The sequence below is a fragment of the Leclercia sp. Colony189 genome (genome assembly GCF_009740165.1).
Classification (GTDB): Bacteria; Pseudomonadota; Gammaproteobacteria; order Enterobacterales; family Enterobacteriaceae; genus Enterobacter.
On sequence record NZ_CP046557.1, the window covers coordinates 975067 to 992538 of the forward strand.

The following is a 17472-nucleotide window of genomic DNA, read 5'->3' on the forward strand; positions in this document are numbered from 1 at the left end:
ACAATGGCTCATTACATTAGCTTGTTTGTGCGCGCGGTGTTTGTCGAAAACATGGCGCTCGCGTTTTTCCTCGGGATGTGTACTTTCCTCGCGGTCTCCAAAAAGGTATCGACCGCCTTCGGGCTGGGCATTGCCGTCACGGTGGTGCTGGGGCTGTCAGTCCCGATCAACAACCTGGTATTTAACTTGGTGCTACGCGACAGCGCGCTGGTTGAGGGGATTGACCTGAGCTTCCTCAACTTTATCACCTTCATTGGGGTGATTGCGGCACTGGTTCAGATCCTCGAGATGATCCTCGATAAATACTTCCCGTCACTGTATACGGCGCTGGGCATCTTCCTGCCGCTGATTGCGGTGAACTGCGCCATCTTCGGTGGCGTATCGTTTATGGTTCAGCGTGATTACAACTTTACCGAGTCGATAGTGTACGGTTTCGGCTCTGGTATTGGCTGGATGCTGGCTATTGTGGCGTTGGCGGGTCTGCGTGAAAAAATGAAGTATGCCAACGTGCCGGCCGGTCTGCGCGGCTTAGGGATCACCTTTATCACCACTGGTCTGATGGCGCTGGGCTTTATGTCCTTCTCCGGTGTGCAGCTGTAAGGGCAAAATCTATGGAAATTATTCTTGGCGTAGTGATGTTCACGCTGATCGTGCTGGTGCTCTCGGGGCTGATTCTGGTGGCGCGCTCAAAGCTGGTCAATTCCGGCGATGTGATCATTGAGATAAACGATGAGGCAGATAAGCAGATCCTGACGCCTGCGGGCGACAAGCTGCTGAACACCCTCTCTGGCAATGGCATTTTTATCTCCTCTGCCTGCGGTGGCGGTGGCTCGTGCGGACAATGCCGCGTGACCGTCAAAGAGGGTGGCGGCGATATTCTGCCAACGGAGCTGTCGCACATCAGCAAGCGCGAGGCGAAAGAGGGCTGTCGTCTGGCTTGCCAAGTGGCGGTTCGCCAGAACATGAAGATCGAACTGCCGGAGGAGATCTTCGGCATTAAGAAGTGGCAGTGTGAAGTTATCTCCAATGATAACAAAGCCACCTTCATTAAAGAGCTTAAGCTGCGGGTTCCCGACGGGGAAGACGTGCCGTTCCGTGCGGGCGGCTACATTCAGATTGAATGCCCGGAACATACTGTCGCATATAAAGATTTTGATGTGCCTGAGAAGTACCGCGGTGACTGGGATAAATTCAACCTGTTCCGTTTTGTCTCTGAGGTAAAAGAGCCGACGCTGCGCGCCTATTCAATGGCTAACTACCCGGAAGAGAAGGGCATTATCATGCTCAACGTGCGTATTGCCACGCCGCCACCAAACGTGCCGGACGCACCGCCGGGGATCATGTCTTCTTATATCTGGTCGCTGAAAGCGGGAGATAAAGTTACTATCTCCGGTCCATTTGGTGAGTTCTTTGCTAAAGATACCGACGCCGAAATGGTCTTTATCGGCGGGGGCGCCGGCATGGCGCCGATGCGCTCGCACATTTTTGACCAGCTTAAGCGCCTCGGCAGTAAGCGTAAAATCAGCTTCTGGTATGGTGCCCGTTCGCTGCGCGAAATGTTCTATCAGGATGAGTTTGAACAGCTTGCGCGGGACAACCCGAACTTTACCTTCCACATTGCGCTTTCCGATCCGCAGCCGGAAGACAACTGGACCGGCTATACCGGCTTTATTCATAACGTCCTGTATGAAAACTATCTGAAGCACCATGCCGCGCCGGAAGACTGTGAGTTCTATATGTGTGGTCCGCCGATGATGAACGCCGCAGTCATTAAAATGCTGCAGGATCTGGGCGTGGAAGATGAGAACATCATGCTGGATGATTTTGGAGGCTGATGATGATGACCTTCGTGCTGACCTTTGCCGTTTTTGTGCTGGTGATCTTCGGCATGTCCCTCGGCTGGCTGATTAAGCGCAAAAGCATTCAGGGCAGCTGTGGTGGCATCTCTTCCCTGGGGATGGAGAAAGTTTGCGATTGCCCTGAGCCGTGCGATGCGCGTAAAAAGCGTATGGCGCGTGAGGCGCAGCGCCAGCAAAACCGGATCCTCTGAAATAAACAGGCCGCATCAAGCGGCCTGTTTTTTTACTTAAGCCACTCCCGCGCCTGGGCTGGGGAATCGACCATCACCCCATCGGCCCCCAGCGCTTTTGCTTTCTGGTAATCCTCCGCGGAATTTACCCCCAGCAGGATAATGTGACCATTACCCTGCGAGCGGAAACAGTCCATCGCCTCTTTGTCCCATGTCAGGGTTGCCGGAGAGATCCCCTCGCCCAGGGTAAACTTCTCCACCACCTCGACCTTGCGGTTCAACTCCAGCCCGTACCAGTATGCGTCCATTGTCTTTGCTGGTGCCTGGCACACGTGGTTCAGCGAGATATTTGCCAGCCGGGTACGCGTTTCACTGCGGGTGACAAAACGCGGTATTTCTGCGGGCAGCGCATCCAGATAGCGATCTTCGGTAGAGTACACGCGCACGCGGTTCAGGCTGTTGGTCTCTTTCAGCACGGTCAGCAGCTGCTTGCCCATCCCGACTGCATCAGCATCCGGGGATTTGATATCAATATAGAAGCGGGTCTCAGGCCAGCGTTCAAGCACGGCTTTCAGCATTGGAATAGTGGCGCCGGTAACGCTCTCTTTCCATTTCGCACCTGCGTTAAATGTCGCCAGCTCTGCCTGGGTGTACTGGGACACTTTTCCCTGAGCGGGGGTTAACGCACTCAAATCGCTGGGACGATACAGAACGGGAACGCCGTCACGGCTGAGCTGCACGGTTATCCAGATAGCCTGAGCATGATTTTCCAGCGCCAGGGCAATGGCAGGCAGCGTATTCTCCGGCGCATCGGCGGTTCCGCCCCGGTGAGCAATAATTTGCAGGTCAGCCCAGGCGTTTGAGGCGATCAGCAGTGAAGCGATAATCATCTTTTTCATGAATAAATTTCCATTTTAAATGCATTAACTTGATGAATTTAAAGCGTTTATTGGCTCCATCTTGTACCACGATTTAATGACAGAAGTGAGACAGTAAAACTGCTGACGCATTTTTTGTACTTTGTTATACTGGATGTAATTACAGGTGTGGTGAAGACGATGCGCAAAATCATCCATGTCGATATGGACTGTTTTTTTGCTGCGGTGGAGATGCGGGATAACCCGGCGCTGCGGGATATCCCCATTGCCATTGGCGGCAGTCGCGAGCGGCGTGGCGTGATCAGTACCGCTAACTATCCGGCGCGTAAGTTCGGGGTGCGCAGCGCCATGCCAACCGCCATGGCGTTAAAACTCTGCCCGCATCTCACCTTACTGCCGGGGCGTTTCGATGCCTACAAAGAAGCCTCCAGCCATATCCGCGACATCTTTTCCCGCTACACCTCCCTGATTGAACCGCTGTCGCTGGATGAAGCCTATCTGGATGTCACCGACAGCCTGCACTGTCACGGCTCCGCCACGCTGATGGCGCAGGAGATCCGCCAGACGATTTTCAATGAGCTGCAGCTCACCGCCTCGGCGGGCGTCGCCCCGGTAAAATTTCTCGCCAAAATTGCCTCGGATCTCAATAAGCCTAACGGTCAGTATGTGATCACCCCCGACGAGGTCCCGGCATTTATCAAAACGTTGCCGCTCAGCAAGATCCCCGGCGTGGGTAAAGTCTCTGCGGCAAAGCTGGAGAAGATGGGACTGCGCACCTGCGAGGATGTGCAGAACAGCGATCTGGGCATGTTACTTAAGCGCTTTGGTAAGTTTGGCCGGGTGCTCTGGGAGCGAAGCCAGGGCATTGACGAGCGCAACGTTAACAGCGAGCGGCTGCGTAAATCGGTCGGTGTGGAACGGACCCTGGCTGAGGATATCCACGAGTGGGCAGCCTGTGAAACCATTATTGTCGAACAGCTTTATCCGGAACTGGAACGGCGGCTGGCGAAGGTCAAACCGGATCTGCTGATTGCCCGGCAGGGGGTAAAACTGAAGTTCAACGACTTTCAGCAAACTACGCAGGAGCACGTCTGGCCTCGGCTCAACAAGGAAGATCTGATCGCCACCGCAAAGAAAACCTGGGAAGAGCGTCGGGCAGGGCGCGGGGTGCGGCTGGTGGGATTACATGTCACGCTGCTGGATCCGCAGCTTGAGCGGCAGCTGGTGCTGGGGCTGTAAAAAAGCCCGGTGGCGCTCACGCTTACCGGGCCTACAAACTACTGCCCGGTGGCGCTTTGCTTACCGGGCCTACAAATGACAAACGATGTTGACCTTGTAGGCCCGGCAAACGCAGTGCCGCGGGGCAACAGTCGGCTGATTACTTCGCCGGGATCGCTTTCAGCAGTTCCGTCAGCAGGGTCCAGTAATGGCCCACGCTTTCAATATGAACCTGCTCATCCGGCGAGTGCGGACCGGTAATGGTTGGCCCGATAGACACCATATCCATATCCGGGTACGGTTTTTTGAACAGACCGCACTCCAGACCAGCGTGGATCACCTGAATGTTCGGCGTGCTGTTGAACAGACGCTGATAGGTTTCACGCACCAGCGCCATCACCGGCGAGCTCGCATCTGGCTGCCAGCCCGGGTAGCTGCCCTTGGCGACGGTCTGCGCGCCAGAGAGTTTGCCCAGAGATTCCAGCATGCTCACCACGTAATCTTTCCCGCTGTCGATCAGGGAGCGGATCAGGCAGATGATCTCTGCGCTGTCGTCAGCCATGGTCACCACGCCGACGTTCAGAGAGGTTTCCACCACGCCTTTCGCCACGTCAGAGTTGCGGATCACGCCGTTTGGCGTGGCGTTCAGCAGCTGAACAAAGCGGTCGCGGGACTGTTCAGTCAGCGCCGCTTTATCGCTGGTGCTCGCTTCCAGAACCACGGTCAGGTTCTTCTCTTTGGCGTCCAGTTCGTTTTTCAGGATATCCAGATAAACGGAGGAGAGCTTTTTCAGCGCATCGGCTTTGTCTGCGGCAACCGCCACGGTCGCGAACGCTTCACGCGGGATAGCGTTACGCAGCGTACCGCCATTGAAATCCACCAGACGCAGATCCAGCTCGGCAGCATGACCGGCCAGGAAACGGGCCAGCAGTTTGTTGGCGTTGCCTAACCCTAAGTGGATGTCACCGCCGGAGTGGCCGCCTTTCAGACCTTTCAGCGTCAGCTTAAAGGTCTGGAACCCTGCCGGGATCGCTTCACGGGTCAGTGGCAGCGTGGAGATAAAATCGATACCGCCTGCGCAACCCATATAGATTTCGCCTTCCTCTTCGGAGTCGGTATTGATCAGAATATCCGCCTGCAGCCAGTTCGGTTGCAGACCAAACGCGCCATCCATACCGGCTTCTTCGGTCATGGTCAGCAGCACTTCCAGCGGACCATGCTCAACGCTATCGTCGGCCAGCACCGCCAGCGCAGAGGCCATACCGATGCCGTTATCCGCACCCAGGGTGGTGCCGCGGGCTTTAACCCACTCGCCGTCGATGTACGGCTGAATCGGATCTTTGGTGAAGTCGTGAACGGTGTCGTTGTTCTTCTGTGGCACCATGTCCAGGTGCGCCTGCAGCACAACCGGTTTACGGTTTTCCATGCCTGCGGTGGCGGGTTTACGGATCAGAATGTTGCCAACCTGGTCGCGTTCGGCGTGCAGCCCTTTTTCCTTCGCCCAGCCCATGATGTGTTCGGCAAGCTGTTCTTCGTGATAGGACGGGTGAGGAATGGAGCAAATTTTGGCAAAAATATCCCACAGCGGCTGTGGCGATAGTTGAGACAGTTCAGACACAGTAAGTCTCCTTGTCGATCTCCTGCAGACAATCTTGCAGGTCACGGGGTTAGCAGGTTTAGAGTTACCACAAGTCAGACTTGCGAGGTGGGTTTGAGAATACCACTTTCTCTGTCGGCTGGTAGGGGTAAGCAAGTAAAAACTCCCGCTGTAACCGCTTAGCACTGGTTTTTAGTGCTTCAGATCTCTATAATCTCGCGCAACCATTTTCCCCCTCGAACACTTTTTAAGCCGTATAAACACAGGCTGGGACAATTCACATGAGCGAAAAATACATCGTCACCTGGGACATGTTGCAGATTCATGCACGTAAACTGGCTGCGCGCCTGATGCCATCCGAACAGTGGAAAGGCATCATCGCTGTCAGCCGCGGCGGCCTGGTACCAGGGGCACTGCTGGCACGTGAGCTGGGTATTCGTCATGTCGATACCGTGTGCATCTCCAGCTACGACCATGACAACCAGCGTGAGTTGAAAGTGCTGAAACGCGCTGAAGGTGATGGTGAAGGTTTCATCGTGATTGACGATCTGGTTGATACCGGCGGTACGGCAGTGGCTATCCGCGAAATGTATCCAAAAGCGCATTTCGTCACTATCTTCGCGAAACCGGCCGGCAAGCCGCTGGTTGACGATTATGTCATTGATATCCCACAGGATACCTGGATCGAGCAGCCATGGGATATGGGTGTTGTATTCGTTCCACCTATTTCTGGTCGCTAATCCATATTTTTTAACGCCCGGTGATGCCGGGCGTTATTTTTTCGCCACTGGCGCGTTACAATGACCCTCTCTGACGTATCTATAGAGGCAGCGCGCAATGTCCCAGGCGAATCTCAGCGAAATTCTCTTCAAGCCCAAGTTCAAGCACCCGGAAACGTCGACGCTGGTTCGTCGTTTTAACGGCAGTACACAGCCGTCAGTGCAGTCCGCGCTCGATGGCAAAAATATCCCGCACTGGTATCGCATGGTTAACCGCCTGATGTGGATCTGGCGTGGTGTCGATCCCCGCGAAATTCTCGACGTGCAGGCGCGTATTGTCATGAGCCAGGCCGAGCGCACCGACGGTGAACTGTACGACACGGTGGTGGGCTATCGCGGCGGCAACTGGATCTATGAATGGGCAAAACAGGCGATGATCTGGCAGCAGAAGGCCAGTCAGGAGGAGGATCCTCTGTTAAGCGGCCAGCACTGGCTGCACGCCTCTAACCTCTACAGCATTGCGGCTTACCCGCACCTGAAAGGCGACGAGCTGGCAGAGCAGGCCCAGGCGCTGGCAAACCGCGCCTACCAGGAGGCGGCCCAGCACCTGCCTGGCCGGATGCGGGAAATCAGCTTTACCATCCCCGGCGGCCCGGCGGTCACCGGCTTCCTCCATATGCCCGCGGGCGACGGCCCCTTCCCGACGGTGATGATGTGCGGCGGCCTCGACTCCCTGCAGACCGATTACTACAGCCTGTATGAGCGCTACCTGGCGCCGAAAGGGCTGGCGATGCTGACCCTCGACATGCCCTCTATTGGCTTTTCGTCAAAATGGAAACTGACCCAGGATTCCAGCTTGCTCCACCAGCATGCGCTGAGAGCGCTGGAGCAAAACCCGTGGGTGGATCACACCCGCGTAGCGGCGTTTGGTTTCCGCTTTGGCGCCAATGTCGCTGTCCGTCTGGCTTATCTCGAATCTTCACGTCTGAAGGCGGTGGCCTGTCTGGGGCCGGTGGTTCACGCCCTGTTAAGCGAACCTGCCCGCCAGAGCAGCGTGCCGGAAATGTACCTTGATGTGCTGGCCAGCCGGCTGGGTATGCACGATGCCTCGGACGAGGCGCTGCGCGTAGAGCTCAACCGCTACTCTTTGAAAATGCAGGGGCTGCTGGGGCGTCGTTGCCCTACGCCAATGCTCTCTGGTTTCTGGAAAAACGATCCCTTCAGCCCGGAAGAGGAGTCCCGCTTAATCACCTCGTCATCTGTGGATGGCAAGCTGCTGGAGGTGCCGTTCAGCCCGGTGTATGAGAATTTTGACAAAGCACTGCAGCAGATCACGCGCTGGATCCATCAGAGATTGAGTTAAGAGATTGCTAATTTTTTTGGGTTTGGTAAAACAGTGGCTTCACAAAAGGAGATCGCAATGACGTTACCGAGTGGACATCCGAAAAGTAGGATGATCAAGAAGTTTATGGCTCTTGGCCCCTACATCCGCGAAGAGCAGTGCGAAGAGAATCGCTTCTTTTTCGATTGCCTGGCAGTTTGCGTTAACGTAAAGCCAGCGCCGGAGAAGCGCGAATTCTGGGGATGGTGGATGGAAATGGAAGCAGAAGCGTCACGCTTCACCTACAACTATCAGTTTGGCCTGTTCAATAAAGAGGGTCACTGGCAGGAGATGGCCATTAAGGATCCAGAAGTGATCCAGCGCCTTGAGCATACCTTGCGTGAATTCCACGAAAAAGCCCGTACGCTGCTGGCAACGTTCGATCTGAAACTCGAGCCTGCTGATGATTTCACCAATGAGCCGGTGAAGCTGACAGCATAAGCCCGGTATCAAAAAGACAATAAAAAAACCCGGCGCTTAGCCGGGTTTTTTATCGGCATAAATCAGAACTGGTAGGTCATACCCAGCGCAACGATGTCATCGCTGCTCACACCCAGTTTATTGTTGTCATCAATCTGGTTGATTTTATAATCAACAAACGCGGACATATTTTTGTTGAAATAGTAGGTCGCGCCGACGTCGATATATTTCACGATATCTTCATCACCGATGCCTTCAATATCCTTGCCTTTTGACTGGACATAACCCAGGGATGGACGCAGACCAAAGTCAAACTGATATTGCGCAACGGCTTCGAAGTTTTGCGCTTTATTGGCAAAGCCACCGGAGATTGGCGTCATATTACGCGTTTCGGTGTACATGGTTGCCAGATAAATGTTGTTGGCGTCATATTTCAGACCGGTACCCCAGGCTTCGGCTTTTTTACCTTCGCCGCGCGCCAGCAGGTTCTGGGCATTGGTTCGGTCAGAGTTGGTGTAGGCGCCGCTGATGGCGAAGTCGCTGCCGCCGAAATCATAGGTCAGAGCGGTACCAAAGCCGTCGCCGTTCTGTTTTTTAGCTTCGCGGCCTTCGTTTTTACCCTGATATTGCAGCGTCAGATCCAGGCCATCGATGGCGCCGAAGAAGTCACTATTACGGTAAGTTGCCAGGCCGCTGGAGCGCTTGGTCATGAAGTTGTCGGTCTGCGCAGAAGAGTCACCGCCGAATTCCGGGAACATATCGGTCCAGGCTTCAACGTCATACAGCGCACCGAGGTTACGACCGTAATCGAATGAGCCGAAATCCTTCAGCTTAATACCGGCAAAGGCCAGACGGGTTTTCTGTGAAGAGTCGCTTTCAGCTTTATTGCCGGAGAACTCAGCTTCCCAGCGGCCATAACCGGTGAGCTGATCGTTAATCTGGGTTTCGCCCTTAAAGCCGAAACGCACATAAGTCTGGTCACCATCTTTGGCATCATCATCGCTGATATAACGCATCGCTTTCACTTTTCCGTAAACGTCCAGTTTATTGCCGTTTTTATTAAACACTTCGGCTGCCTGTACAGATGCGGAAGCAACAACGCCCATTACCACTAATGCCAGAGTACTCTTTTTCATTTTCAATCCTGGTTTTATATACGCGCTAATATTCGCTGAACAGTAAGCTCATGCTTTTGTTCCGTGAAAAAACAGGAAGGGTTTTAACGTTCTGTAATGAACGTTTTATGACAATCTCAGAATAATTTTAAATAATTGTATTTTTCTGTTTCAGTAATAAAACCGTCAAATTCTGCCGCTACGCTTCCTGATCCCGCGCAACAAAGTGGTTGCCTCTGCGTTATGGCGGTTGGCAACGGACCCCAGTCCTGATAAAAAGTCTGATTAATATCATTTCCCTTATTGTTGAACGGCAGAGAACTATGAGTGACAGCCAGACGCTGGTGGTAAAACTCGGTACCAGTGTGTTAACAGGCGGATCGCGCCGCCTTAATCGCGCCCATATTGTTGAGCTGGTGCGCCAGTGCGCGCAGTTGCACGCCGCAGGGCACCGTATTGTGATTGTCACCTCCGGGGCGATTGCTGCCGGGCGTGAACACCTGGGCTACCCCGAACTTCCGGCCACTATTGCCTCCAAGCAGCTGCTGGCGGCGGTGGGGCAAAGCCGTCTGATTCAGCTCTGGGAACAGCTGTTCTCCATCTATGGCATCCATGTCGGGCAGATGCTGTTGACCCGCGCCGATATGGAAGACCGGGAGCGTTTCCTGAACGCCCGCGACACCCTGCGCGCGCTGCTGGATAACAACATCGTTCCGGTCATTAACGAAAACGACGCGGTCGCCACCGCAGAAATCAAAGTCGGCGATAACGATAACCTTTCGGCGCTGGCTGCCATTCTGGCGGGCGCAGACAAGCTGCTGCTGCTGACCGACCAGCAAGGTCTCTTCACCGCCGATCCGCGTACCAACCCGCAGGCTGAACTTATCACCGATGTAAAAGGTATCGACGATGCGTTGCGCGCCATCGCGGGCGATAGCGTCTCTGGCCTCGGCACCGGCGGCATGGGGACCAAACTGCAGGCCGCCGATGTGGCCTGCCGCGCCGGGATCGACACCATCATCGCCGCGGGCAGCCGTCCGGGGGTTATCGGCGATGTCATGGAAGGCATCTCGGTGGGCACTCGTTTCCATGCCGAAGCGACCCCGCTGGAAAATCGCAAACGCTGGATCTTCGGCGCGCCACCCGCTGGACAGCTCACCGTGGATGAGGGCGCCACCGCCGCTATTCTGGAAAGAGGCAGTTCATTGCTTCCAAAAGGAATTAAAAACGTGACAGGTAACTTCTCCCGTGGTGAAGTGATTCGTATCTGTAATCTGGAAGGGCGCGACATTGCCCACGGCGTCTCCCGCTACAACAGCGATGCGCTGCGCCGCATTGCAGGCCACCATTCACAGCAGATCGATGCCATTCTCGGCTATGAGTACGGCCCGGTTGCTGTCCATCGCGACGATATGATCACCCGTTAAGGAGCAGGACATGCTGGAACAAATGGGCGCCGCTGCCAAAGCCGCCTCGTACAAATTGGCGCTCCTTTCCAGCCGCGAGAAAAACCGCGTGCTGGAAAAAATCGCTGACTATCTGGAAGCCCAGTCCCACGAGATTTTGCTCGCTAACGAGCAGGATCTGCTGGAAGCCCGCCGCAACGGTCTGAGCGAGGCGATGCTCGATCGCCTGGCATTAAACCCCGCGCGTCTGAAAAGCATTGCTGACGATGTGCGTCAGGTATGCAGTCTGGCCGATCCGGTAGGGCAGGTGATTGACGGCGGACTGCTGGACAGCGGCCTGCGCATCGAACGTCGCCGCGTGCCGCTGGGGGTGATTGGCGTGATCTACGAAGCCCGCCCGAACGTCACCGTTGATGTCGCCTCGCTGTGCCTGAAAACCGGCAATGCCGCCATCCTGCGCGGTGGAAAAGAGACCTGGCGCACCAACGCCGCCACGGTAAAGGTGATCCAGCAGGCGCTGGAAGAGTGCGGCCTGCCAGCTGGTGCGGTACAGGCGATTGAAAGCCCGGATCGTGCCCTGGTCAACGAGATGCTGCGCATGGACAAATATATCGACATGCTGATCCCACGCGGTGGCGCAGGCTTACATAAGCTGTGCCGCGAGCAGTCGACGATCCCGGTGATCACCGGTGGTATCGGCGTGTGCCATATTTTTGTAGATGACACTGCCGAGCTCGAACCGGCCCTGAAGATCATCGTCAACGCCAAAACCCAGCGCCCAAGCACCTGTAACACGGTGGAGACGCTGCTGGTACACCAGGGCATCGCCGAGACCTTCCTGCCGGCACTGAGCAAGCAGATGGCGGAAAGCGGCGTGACTCTGCATGCCGATGCCAACGCGCTGACGCAGCTGCAGAACGGCCCGGCGAAGGTTGAGCCGGTGAAAGCGGAGCAGTACGACGACGAGTTTCTGTCGCTGGATCTGAACGTGAAGGTGGTGGCCGATCTCGACGATGCTATCGCGCACATTCGTGAACACGGCACCCAGCATTCAGATGCGATCCTCACCCGCACCCTGAGCAATGCCGGTCGCTTTATCAACGAGGTGGACTCATCTGCGGTTTACGTCAACGCCTCCACCCGCTTCACCGACGGCGGCCAGTTTGGTCTGGGCGCAGAAGTGGCGGTCAGCACCCAGAAGCTGCATGCCCGCGGCCCGATGGGTCTTGAAGCGCTCACCACCTACAAATGGATTGGCTTCGGCGACGATACCATTCGCGCCTGATTGCCTGCGTGGGCAGCCTCAGCGGTTGCCCGCGCTCGCTCTGGTGTTGAGACCTGCCCGATTCTGCGCCGCCAGGTCCAGCACGGCGATTTGCTGTTTTAGCGCTGTCAGGCTGAGTGGCCTGCTGATGTAATAGCCCTGGGTTTCATCGCACTCCATCATCATCAGTTTTTGCAGTTGTCCTTCGTTCTCTACGCCTTCAGCCGTAATACTCAGCGAGAATGCTTTACCCAGGCCGATAATATTTTCGACGATGGTATTGGCGCTGTCGCTCTCTGGCATACCGTCGATAAACGATTTATCCAGCTTGATGCCATCGAACGGGAAATTGCGCAGGTAGCTCAGGGAGGAGTAGCCGGTGCCGAAGTCGTCCATCAGCAGCTTCACGCCCAGTTTCTTGAGCGCCAGCATGATTTCGAGACTGTTTTCAGGATTCCACAGGGTGGCGTTTTCGGTGATTTCAATCTCCAGCCGGGATGGATCTAACTGCGATATCTCTAGCGCCTCTTTGATGCGCTCCACGACCTGCCAGGACTGGAACTCGACGGCAGAGATATTCACCGACACGGAGAGGCCGTGCAGCGACTGCTGCGCGTCCCGACAGGCGGTTTTCAGCACCCAGTCGCTCAGCGGAACGATCAGCCCGGTCTCTTCGGCCAGGGAGATAAACTGATCCGGCATGATCAGGCCGAGCTCAGGGTGATCCCAGCGAACCAGCGCCTCCACGGCGATAATGCGCGAGGAGTCATGACCATAGCGCGGCTGATAGACCAGATGGAACTGCTCTTTTTTAATCCCGTCGCGCAGGCTCTCTTCCATCTCGCGACGCTGCACCATCTGTTCAGCCATTTCAGGCGTATAAAATACCCACTTGTTACGGCCGGTGCTTTTGGCTTTGTACAAGGCGATGTCTGAGAAGCGCAGGAGCTCGCTCGCGTCGACCCCATCATGCGGTGCGATAGCCACGCCGATACTGGCACCGATTACGATCTCATTCCCGTTGATCAGGAAGGGGCGCGTAAGTTCGGCAATGATACGTTCGCACAGGGTATCAACGTACTTCCTGTCATGAATGTCGGAGATAATCAGGATAAATTCGTCCCCGCCCTGGCGCGCCACCAGATCGTAATCGCGGATACAGTCTCGTAGCCTGGTCGAAACTTCATGCAGTACGCTATCGCCGGCACTGTGACCAAACAGATCGTTGACCGGTTTGAACTTATCGAGATCGAGGCTGAGCATCGCCAGCGGATGCATCTGCGTAGGCTGCGCCCGCAGCTTGCCCTCAAGGAACTCGCGCATCCGCACCCGGTTGGGCAGCCCGGTGAGATCGTCGTGCCGGGAGAGATACTCCACGCGCGCCTGGGCCTCCACTTCAAGAGTGACATCCGTGGCGGTGCCACGGTAGCCGGTGATCCCCTCCGGCGCGATAACCGGTTTAATCGCAATATGGCAGTAGCGCTGGTGGCCCATCGCCGAAAGATAACGGCAGTGCAGCAAGCGGCGATGACCCGTCTGGCCGGGAAGGGTGACCCACTCCGCCAGCGACTGGTTTTCGGCCTCCATCAGCTCGCTGAGCGGACGGCCAATCCAGGCCGATATGCTGTGCCCGGTGATCCCGGGAAAACGCTCCGAAAGCCAGGTAAAACGCAGCTCGGTGTCCGTCTCCCAGATCCAGTCCGTGGTCGCCTCGGCAACGTCACGAAAACGCCGTTCGCTGGCGGTGAGCGCCAGACGGTTCTGCGCCAGCAGCCAGGTATTTTCATCATACATGCGCGCCTTTTTCAGCGCGTTACGCCCCAGCATCACGCCGGGAATAGCGGTGCACAGCGCCAGCAGGATCAGCAGCGGCAGGATATAGCGCAGCAGCTCCCGACCCGGATTTTCGCTTTTCCATTCGAACGTAACCTGCTGACCATCAACGGGAAGGGTGGCTACCCCGCGTCGTCCTGCCAGCGTTGAGGTGCCCGTATGCTGCACGCGAGTCTGGGCGATACCATACTCTTCACCCAGCGCGGCGAGTTTACGCTCATCCAGCACGTCCACAAACACCAGCACCGAGGCTGGGCCGGGGGCAGCTGTAATGCTTGAGTCATCGCCCGTAGTGATGTTGGCTGCTGCTACCAGTGCCGGATGACCTCCCTTCAGTACCACCGTGTTAGATACGGGGACGGCGTCCGGTTTGCTTATTTTCTGAATCAGGTCGGGCATGGGATCGTCGCCCAGCCAGGCTTGCAGAGAGCGTGTCACCAGCTTGCCGTTGATGACGCTATAACGGGTCTGCCCGTTGACATCCAGCACGAAGACCCCTTCGTACTCAAAATCGCGCCAGAGGGTCGCGCCCATATTCTGGCGGGTATAGGCCCAGTCGATATCCACCTTCGGATGCAGGTGCTGGTAGGCTTCTCCCCACCAGGCATAGTCTTTAATGTGGGTCGCGAGGGTATCGACACGGTTATGAATGGCCTTTTGCAGCAGCATGGCGCTGTGCTTATCGCTGTCTTCATTGATATTTCGCACAATCGTCAGCAGCGCGATGATGGCGATAATAAACAGCACCATTAGCAGAGAGACCATCAGCAGCAGGGCGCGTTTGATAAAGCTGGCGGTTCTTTTTGGCTCAAGGTCCGTGCCAGCTATGTCATCGGTGACAAAAAATTTATTCATTATGTACCCACTCTCTCAGGCATTTCTGTGTTCCGATTAGAATTGTTATCGACCTGTTCTGGCGGGGCTTGATGCCAAAATGAAAACTGAAGATAGCCGATCCTGTTGGGAAATGGGGTAAGATGGCATCGCCGATGCAGGCAAATAACCACAAAATGTGAAGAAAGGCGAAAATAGCCCTTTTTTCTGCATGGTTTTTGCGCGAGTTGGTGTAAAAATCAACGACTAAAAGAGGAGGGGTTGACGAGGTGGGCTCTTTTTCTTACCCTTTTACACCGCAGTACCTCTCCTGAAAGCCGATATAGCTCAGTTGGTAGAGCAGCGCATTCGTAATGCGAAGGTCGTAGGTTCGACTCCTATTATCGGCACCATCTAAGTCAACGCGTTACCTCTGATATTCACCAGTCAGGAATGTAAGTCCCAAGTATTATCAACAGAACATATTCTTTGCATAATTTTTAGCCTGCACCGTTTACATAAGCCTGAGAAGGTGTTCGGGCAGCACCAGTAGCCTGGATACCGCCCAGCGAGACATAGAATGTTGCCAATCTACCCTGTGTGTTGTTACGTCCAGGCTTAGCTTATTTTGATGTCATCCAGATTAATATCTTCCTCTTCATCATCGTGGTTTATAACCACGTCGCGAGGAACATCCTTTTTGATGACGGCATAGACAGTAGCCGTGACAACGATATTCACCAGTAACGCCATAATACCCGCCATGGGGTGTGACATGGTTGGAATCATCAACACGCCGCCGAAAGGTACGGTTGCGTCAGCACCATATACCATGGTAACGGCACCACCACAGGCGCCACCGATTGCCGCAGCGGTGATACCACGAATGATATCGTTCATCACGATAGGTATAGAGCCTTCGACGATATTCACCACTCCCATCGGCACCGCCGATTTCAACATCTCGATCTCTTCGTTGTTATAGATGTTTTTGCGCAGAAGTTTGGCGATAAAAAATGCCAGCCCCAGGCCGATAGGGGTTGCCGTATTCACTAGCTGAAGTGCAGTAATGGGTTCATTTATGCCCTGCGCCTGAAGCGTTAAGACGAATGCGAAGCAGGTTTTATTGATCGGCCCGCCGAAATCAACAATACACAACGCGCCAATCACAGCCCCTAAGACTAAATTGGAAGAGGTACCCATACTTCTCAGGAAAGAGGTAAGCGCATCGGTAAAAATACCGATAGGCGTACCGATGATGTAGACCATGATCAGGGCGCTGATGATAGAGGCAAAAAATGGCACAATCAGTGTAGGCATTAAGCCACGAGCCCAGCCAGGTACCTTCACATTTTTAATGATGGCAAGCGCAATATAGCCGGAAATGTAGCCGCCGATCATGCCGCCGATGAAACCTGCACCAATAGCATTAGCCGCCAGGCCCACAATAAAACCCGGCGCAATACCGGGTTTGCCAGCGATCGAGCCGGAAATCCCGATAGCGATAACGACGGGCAAAAGTCCAAGGGCCTTTGCGCCCATCGTTGCTAAGGCCTGCCACAGATCAAACTGGCCCGGCACTAACGCGTCCTGAACCGTACCCCCCAGGCCCATGCCGATGGCAATAATAAATCCAGCACCACAGACAATGGGAATTAAGAACGAGATAGCAGTAAGCAGATGACCTTTAGGGTTGGCTGCTTTCCATATTTCTTTTATATTCATAAATTACGCCCTTTAATTTATAGGATACGCACAGGTAAAAGTTATGAATTCACTAATTCACTGAGCTTTTCAATAAGCTTATTAGGAGATTTAACCGCCATTTCTGTTGGAACTTTAACTACTCGCTTTCCGGCGAACCGTTCTTCTCCAGATACCTTTACATCAGCGGCCAGCAGAACAATATCGGCCTGTGCAATTTCTTCAGCGGTTAAGGCGTTCTCGATACCAATAGTGCCTTGCGTTTCAATTTTGACATTGTGACCTGCTTTTTTTGCTGCTGTTTCAATTTTCTTCTGCGCAATGTATGTATGTGCAATACCTACAGTACAGGCTGTAATTCCAACGATATTCATGGGTATTCTCCATAATTTGCTTTGAGATGTTCAAACTTATCAGATAATGGCAGAGGTAATAATTTCCGGAATTAAACGGTCTGGTCTTCAGCTTCTGAATTTAATAGCTCAATGAGCTTCTGAGGATTAGTTTCTACCAGCAACTTAGCGATAATATCCTCGTCGGCTAATGAGCCTGAGACATGTGATAATAAACGGATGTGAGTTGTATTCTGATCTGCCAGACGAACAGCAAATAAAATAATACAGTGGACATCGCTCCCATCCATCGTTTCCCAGGGAATGTCGTGTTGGGTACGCCCAATAGCCAATGCCGTATGGGCGACAGCCGAGGATTTACCGTGCGGGATCGCAATATGATTTTCGAATCCCGTTGATCCCTGCTCCTCTCGCAGCCAGACATCCCGAATAAATTCATCTTTATTAATGACCGCGCCATCCTGCACCAGTAAATCCGTTAATTCTTCAATGGCATCTTCCTTACTTCTCGCACTCATGCTTAACTTGATATTTTTGACGTTAAGAACTTCCGAAATATCCATAATTCACCTTCGATAATAAAAAAGCATTGATATAAGTGGGGATACAAAATGCTTCTTGCTTTGGCAACTACGCGCTAAAAGGTACAGCGCCCTCAACCGTACTAATCAGGAGCGCGGATAAAGAGACAGACCGGTTAAATAGACCTTTACCCTGCGCGATGGCTTAATACGGCTGAGCG

The 17472-nt window shown here is 54.3% G+C and carries 16 protein-coding genes and 1 tRNA gene; 10 read left to right on the forward strand and 7 right to left on the reverse strand.

Annotated features, from left to right (window positions below):
* Positions 1–3 precede the first annotated feature (3 nt).
* From nqrE to nqrM, 3 genes are read left to right on the forward strand one after another with little or no spacing between them, the layout of a single operon-like run.
* Positions 4–600, forward strand: coding sequence for an NADH:ubiquinone reductase (Na(+)-transporting) subunit E (gene nqrE / locus GNG29_RS04605; protein WP_103178380.1), 597 nt, complete (start codon positions 4–6; stop codon positions 598–600).
* Positions 601–611: 11 nt separating this feature from the next.
* On the forward strand, positions 612–1835 hold the full coding sequence (gene nqrF, locus GNG29_RS04610) for an NADH:ubiquinone reductase (Na(+)-transporting) subunit F (RefSeq protein WP_103178381.1): 1224 nt from the start codon (positions 612–614) through the stop codon (positions 1833–1835).
* Positions 1835–2050 (forward strand): (Na+)-NQR maturation NqrM, encoded by a 216-nt coding sequence (nqrM, locus tag GNG29_RS04615; protein ID WP_168192001.1) that lies wholly within the window; start codon positions 1835–1837, stop codon positions 2048–2050. The genes nqrF and nqrM overlap by 1 nt, the downstream gene beginning before the upstream one ends.
* Positions 2051–2082: 32 nt before the next feature.
* Here the strand turns inward: nqrM and GNG29_RS04620 are convergent, their stop codons facing one another.
* Positions 2083–2928, reverse strand: a complete 846-nt coding sequence (locus GNG29_RS04620; protein WP_156653953.1) for a glycerophosphodiester phosphodiesterase family protein — start codon at positions 2926–2928, stop codon at positions 2083–2085.
* 159 nt (positions 2929–3087) lie between these two features.
* Here GNG29_RS04620 and dinB point away from each other — a divergent pair, with 159 nt between their 5' ends.
* Entirely contained in the window at positions 3088–4146 is a 1059-nt protein-coding gene (gene dinB / locus GNG29_RS04625) for a DNA polymerase IV (protein WP_156653954.1), read from the forward strand.
* Positions 4147–4285: 139 nt separating this feature from the next.
* Here the strand turns inward: dinB and pepD are convergent, their stop codons facing one another.
* Complete coding sequence (gene pepD / locus GNG29_RS04630) at positions 4286–5743, reverse strand: cytosol nonspecific dipeptidase (RefSeq protein WP_156653955.1); 1458 nt, start codon at positions 5741–5743, stop codon at positions 4286–4288.
* 260 nt (positions 5744–6003) lie between these two features.
* On the opposite strand from pepD, the gene gpt reads away from it, so the two are divergent.
* The 3 genes from gpt (at position 6004) to crl (ending at position 8263) form a co-directional block, all read left to right on the forward strand.
* Positions 6004–6462 (forward strand): xanthine phosphoribosyltransferase, encoded by a 459-nt coding sequence (gene gpt, locus GNG29_RS04635; RefSeq protein WP_032616685.1) that lies wholly within the window; start codon positions 6004–6006, stop codon positions 6460–6462.
* 97 nt (positions 6463–6559) lie between these two features.
* Entirely contained in the window at positions 6560–7804 is a 1245-nt protein-coding gene (gene frsA / locus GNG29_RS04640) for an esterase FrsA (protein WP_103178386.1), read from the forward strand.
* Between the two features lie 57 nt (positions 7805–7861).
* Complete coding sequence (crl, locus tag GNG29_RS04645) at positions 7862–8263, forward strand: sigma factor-binding protein Crl (protein ID WP_103178387.1); 402 nt, start codon at positions 7862–7864, stop codon at positions 8261–8263.
* Between the two features lie 62 nt (positions 8264–8325).
* On the opposite strand, the gene phoE is transcribed toward crl, so the two are convergent.
* Positions 8326–9378 carry a phosphoporin PhoE gene (gene phoE / locus GNG29_RS04650; protein WP_156653956.1) on the reverse strand — a complete coding sequence of 351 codons (1053 nt, stop codon included), beginning with the start codon at positions 9376–9378 and terminating at the stop codon, positions 8326–8328.
* A 302-nt stretch (positions 9379–9680) separates the two neighbouring features.
* Here phoE and proB point away from each other — a divergent pair, with 302 nt between their 5' ends.
* Both proB and proA read left to right on the forward strand, forming a co-directional pair.
* A complete protein-coding gene (gene proB / locus GNG29_RS04655) occupies positions 9681–10784 on the forward strand; it encodes a glutamate 5-kinase (protein ID WP_156653957.1) in 1104 nt (367 codons plus the stop codon).
* A gap of 10 nt (positions 10785–10794) precedes the next feature.
* On the forward strand, positions 10795–12048 hold the full coding sequence (proA, locus tag GNG29_RS04660) for a glutamate-5-semialdehyde dehydrogenase (RefSeq protein ID WP_103178390.1): 1254 nt from the start codon (positions 10795–10797) through the stop codon (positions 12046–12048).
* A gap of 18 nt (positions 12049–12066) precedes the next feature.
* Here the strand turns inward: proA and GNG29_RS04665 are convergent, their stop codons facing one another.
* Positions 12067–14715 carry an EAL domain-containing protein gene (locus GNG29_RS04665; RefSeq protein WP_284454590.1) on the reverse strand — a complete coding sequence of 883 codons (2649 nt, stop codon included), beginning with the start codon at positions 14713–14715 and terminating at the stop codon, positions 12067–12069.
* A gap of 295 nt (positions 14716–15010) precedes the next feature.
* Between GNG29_RS04665 and GNG29_RS04670 the strand changes: the two genes are divergently transcribed.
* Positions 15011–15086 (forward strand) — tRNA-Thr (locus GNG29_RS04670).
* A 205-nt stretch (positions 15087–15291) separates the two neighbouring features.
* On the opposite strand, the gene GNG29_RS04675 is transcribed toward GNG29_RS04670, so the two are convergent.
* From GNG29_RS04675 to GNG29_RS04685, 3 genes are all read right to left on the reverse strand, one after another.
* On the reverse strand, positions 15292–16398 hold the full coding sequence (locus GNG29_RS04675) for a PTS fructose transporter subunit IIC (protein WP_103178391.1): 1107 nt from the start codon (positions 16396–16398) through the stop codon (positions 15292–15294).
* Between the two features lie 41 nt (positions 16399–16439).
* Complete coding sequence (locus tag GNG29_RS04680) at positions 16440–16751, reverse strand: PTS fructose transporter subunit IIB (RefSeq protein WP_103178392.1); 312 nt, start codon at positions 16749–16751, stop codon at positions 16440–16442.
* 71 nt (positions 16752–16822) lie between these two features.
* Entirely contained in the window at positions 16823–17293 is a 471-nt protein-coding gene (locus tag GNG29_RS04685; protein WP_156653958.1) for a PTS sugar transporter subunit IIA, read from the reverse strand.
* Positions 17294–17472: the final 179 nt, after the last annotated feature.

Bases quoted from the DNA above. Each gene is read 5' to 3' on its own strand.
- nqrE (WP_103178380.1), top strand. From the start codon at position 4: ATGGCTCATTACATTAGCTTGTTTGTGCGCGCGGTGTTTGTCGAAAAC.
- nqrF (WP_103178381.1), top strand. From the start codon at position 612: ATGGAAATTATTCTTGGCGTAGTGATGTTCACGCTGATCGTGCTGGTG.
- nqrM (WP_168192001.1), top strand. From the start codon at position 1,835: ATGATGATGACCTTCGTGCTGACCTTTGCCGTTTTTGTGCTGGTGATC.
- GNG29_RS04620 (WP_156653953.1), bottom strand. From the start codon at position 2,928: ATGAAAAAGATGATTATCGCTTCACTGCTGATCGCCTCAAACGCCTGG.
- dinB (WP_156653954.1), top strand. From the start codon at position 3,088: ATGCGCAAAATCATCCATGTCGATATGGACTGTTTTTTTGCTGCGGTG.
- gpt (WP_032616685.1), top strand. From the start codon at position 6,004: ATGAGCGAAAAATACATCGTCACCTGGGACATGTTGCAGATTCATGCA.
- frsA (WP_103178386.1), top strand. From the start codon at position 6,560: ATGTCCCAGGCGAATCTCAGCGAAATTCTCTTCAAGCCCAAGTTCAAG.
- crl (WP_103178387.1), top strand. From the start codon at position 7,862: ATGACGTTACCGAGTGGACATCCGAAAAGTAGGATGATCAAGAAGTTT.
- phoE (WP_156653956.1), bottom strand. From the start codon at position 9,378: ATGAAAAAGAGTACTCTGGCATTAGTGGTAATGGGCGTTGTTGCTTCC.
- proB (WP_156653957.1), top strand. From the start codon at position 9,681: ATGAGTGACAGCCAGACGCTGGTGGTAAAACTCGGTACCAGTGTGTTA.
- proA (WP_103178390.1), top strand. From the start codon at position 10,795: ATGCTGGAACAAATGGGCGCCGCTGCCAAAGCCGCCTCGTACAAATTG.
- GNG29_RS04665 (WP_284454590.1), bottom strand. From the start codon at position 14,715: ATGAATAAATTTTTTGTCACCGATGACATAGCTGGCACGGACCTTGAG.
- GNG29_RS04675 (WP_103178391.1), bottom strand. From the start codon at position 16,398: ATGAATATAAAAGAAATATGGAAAGCAGCCAACCCTAAAGGTCATCTG.
- GNG29_RS04680 (WP_103178392.1), bottom strand. From the start codon at position 16,751: ATGAATATCGTTGGAATTACAGCCTGTACTGTAGGTATTGCACATACA.
- GNG29_RS04685 (WP_156653958.1), bottom strand. From the start codon at position 17,293: ATGGATATTTCGGAAGTTCTTAACGTCAAAAATATCAAGTTAAGCATG.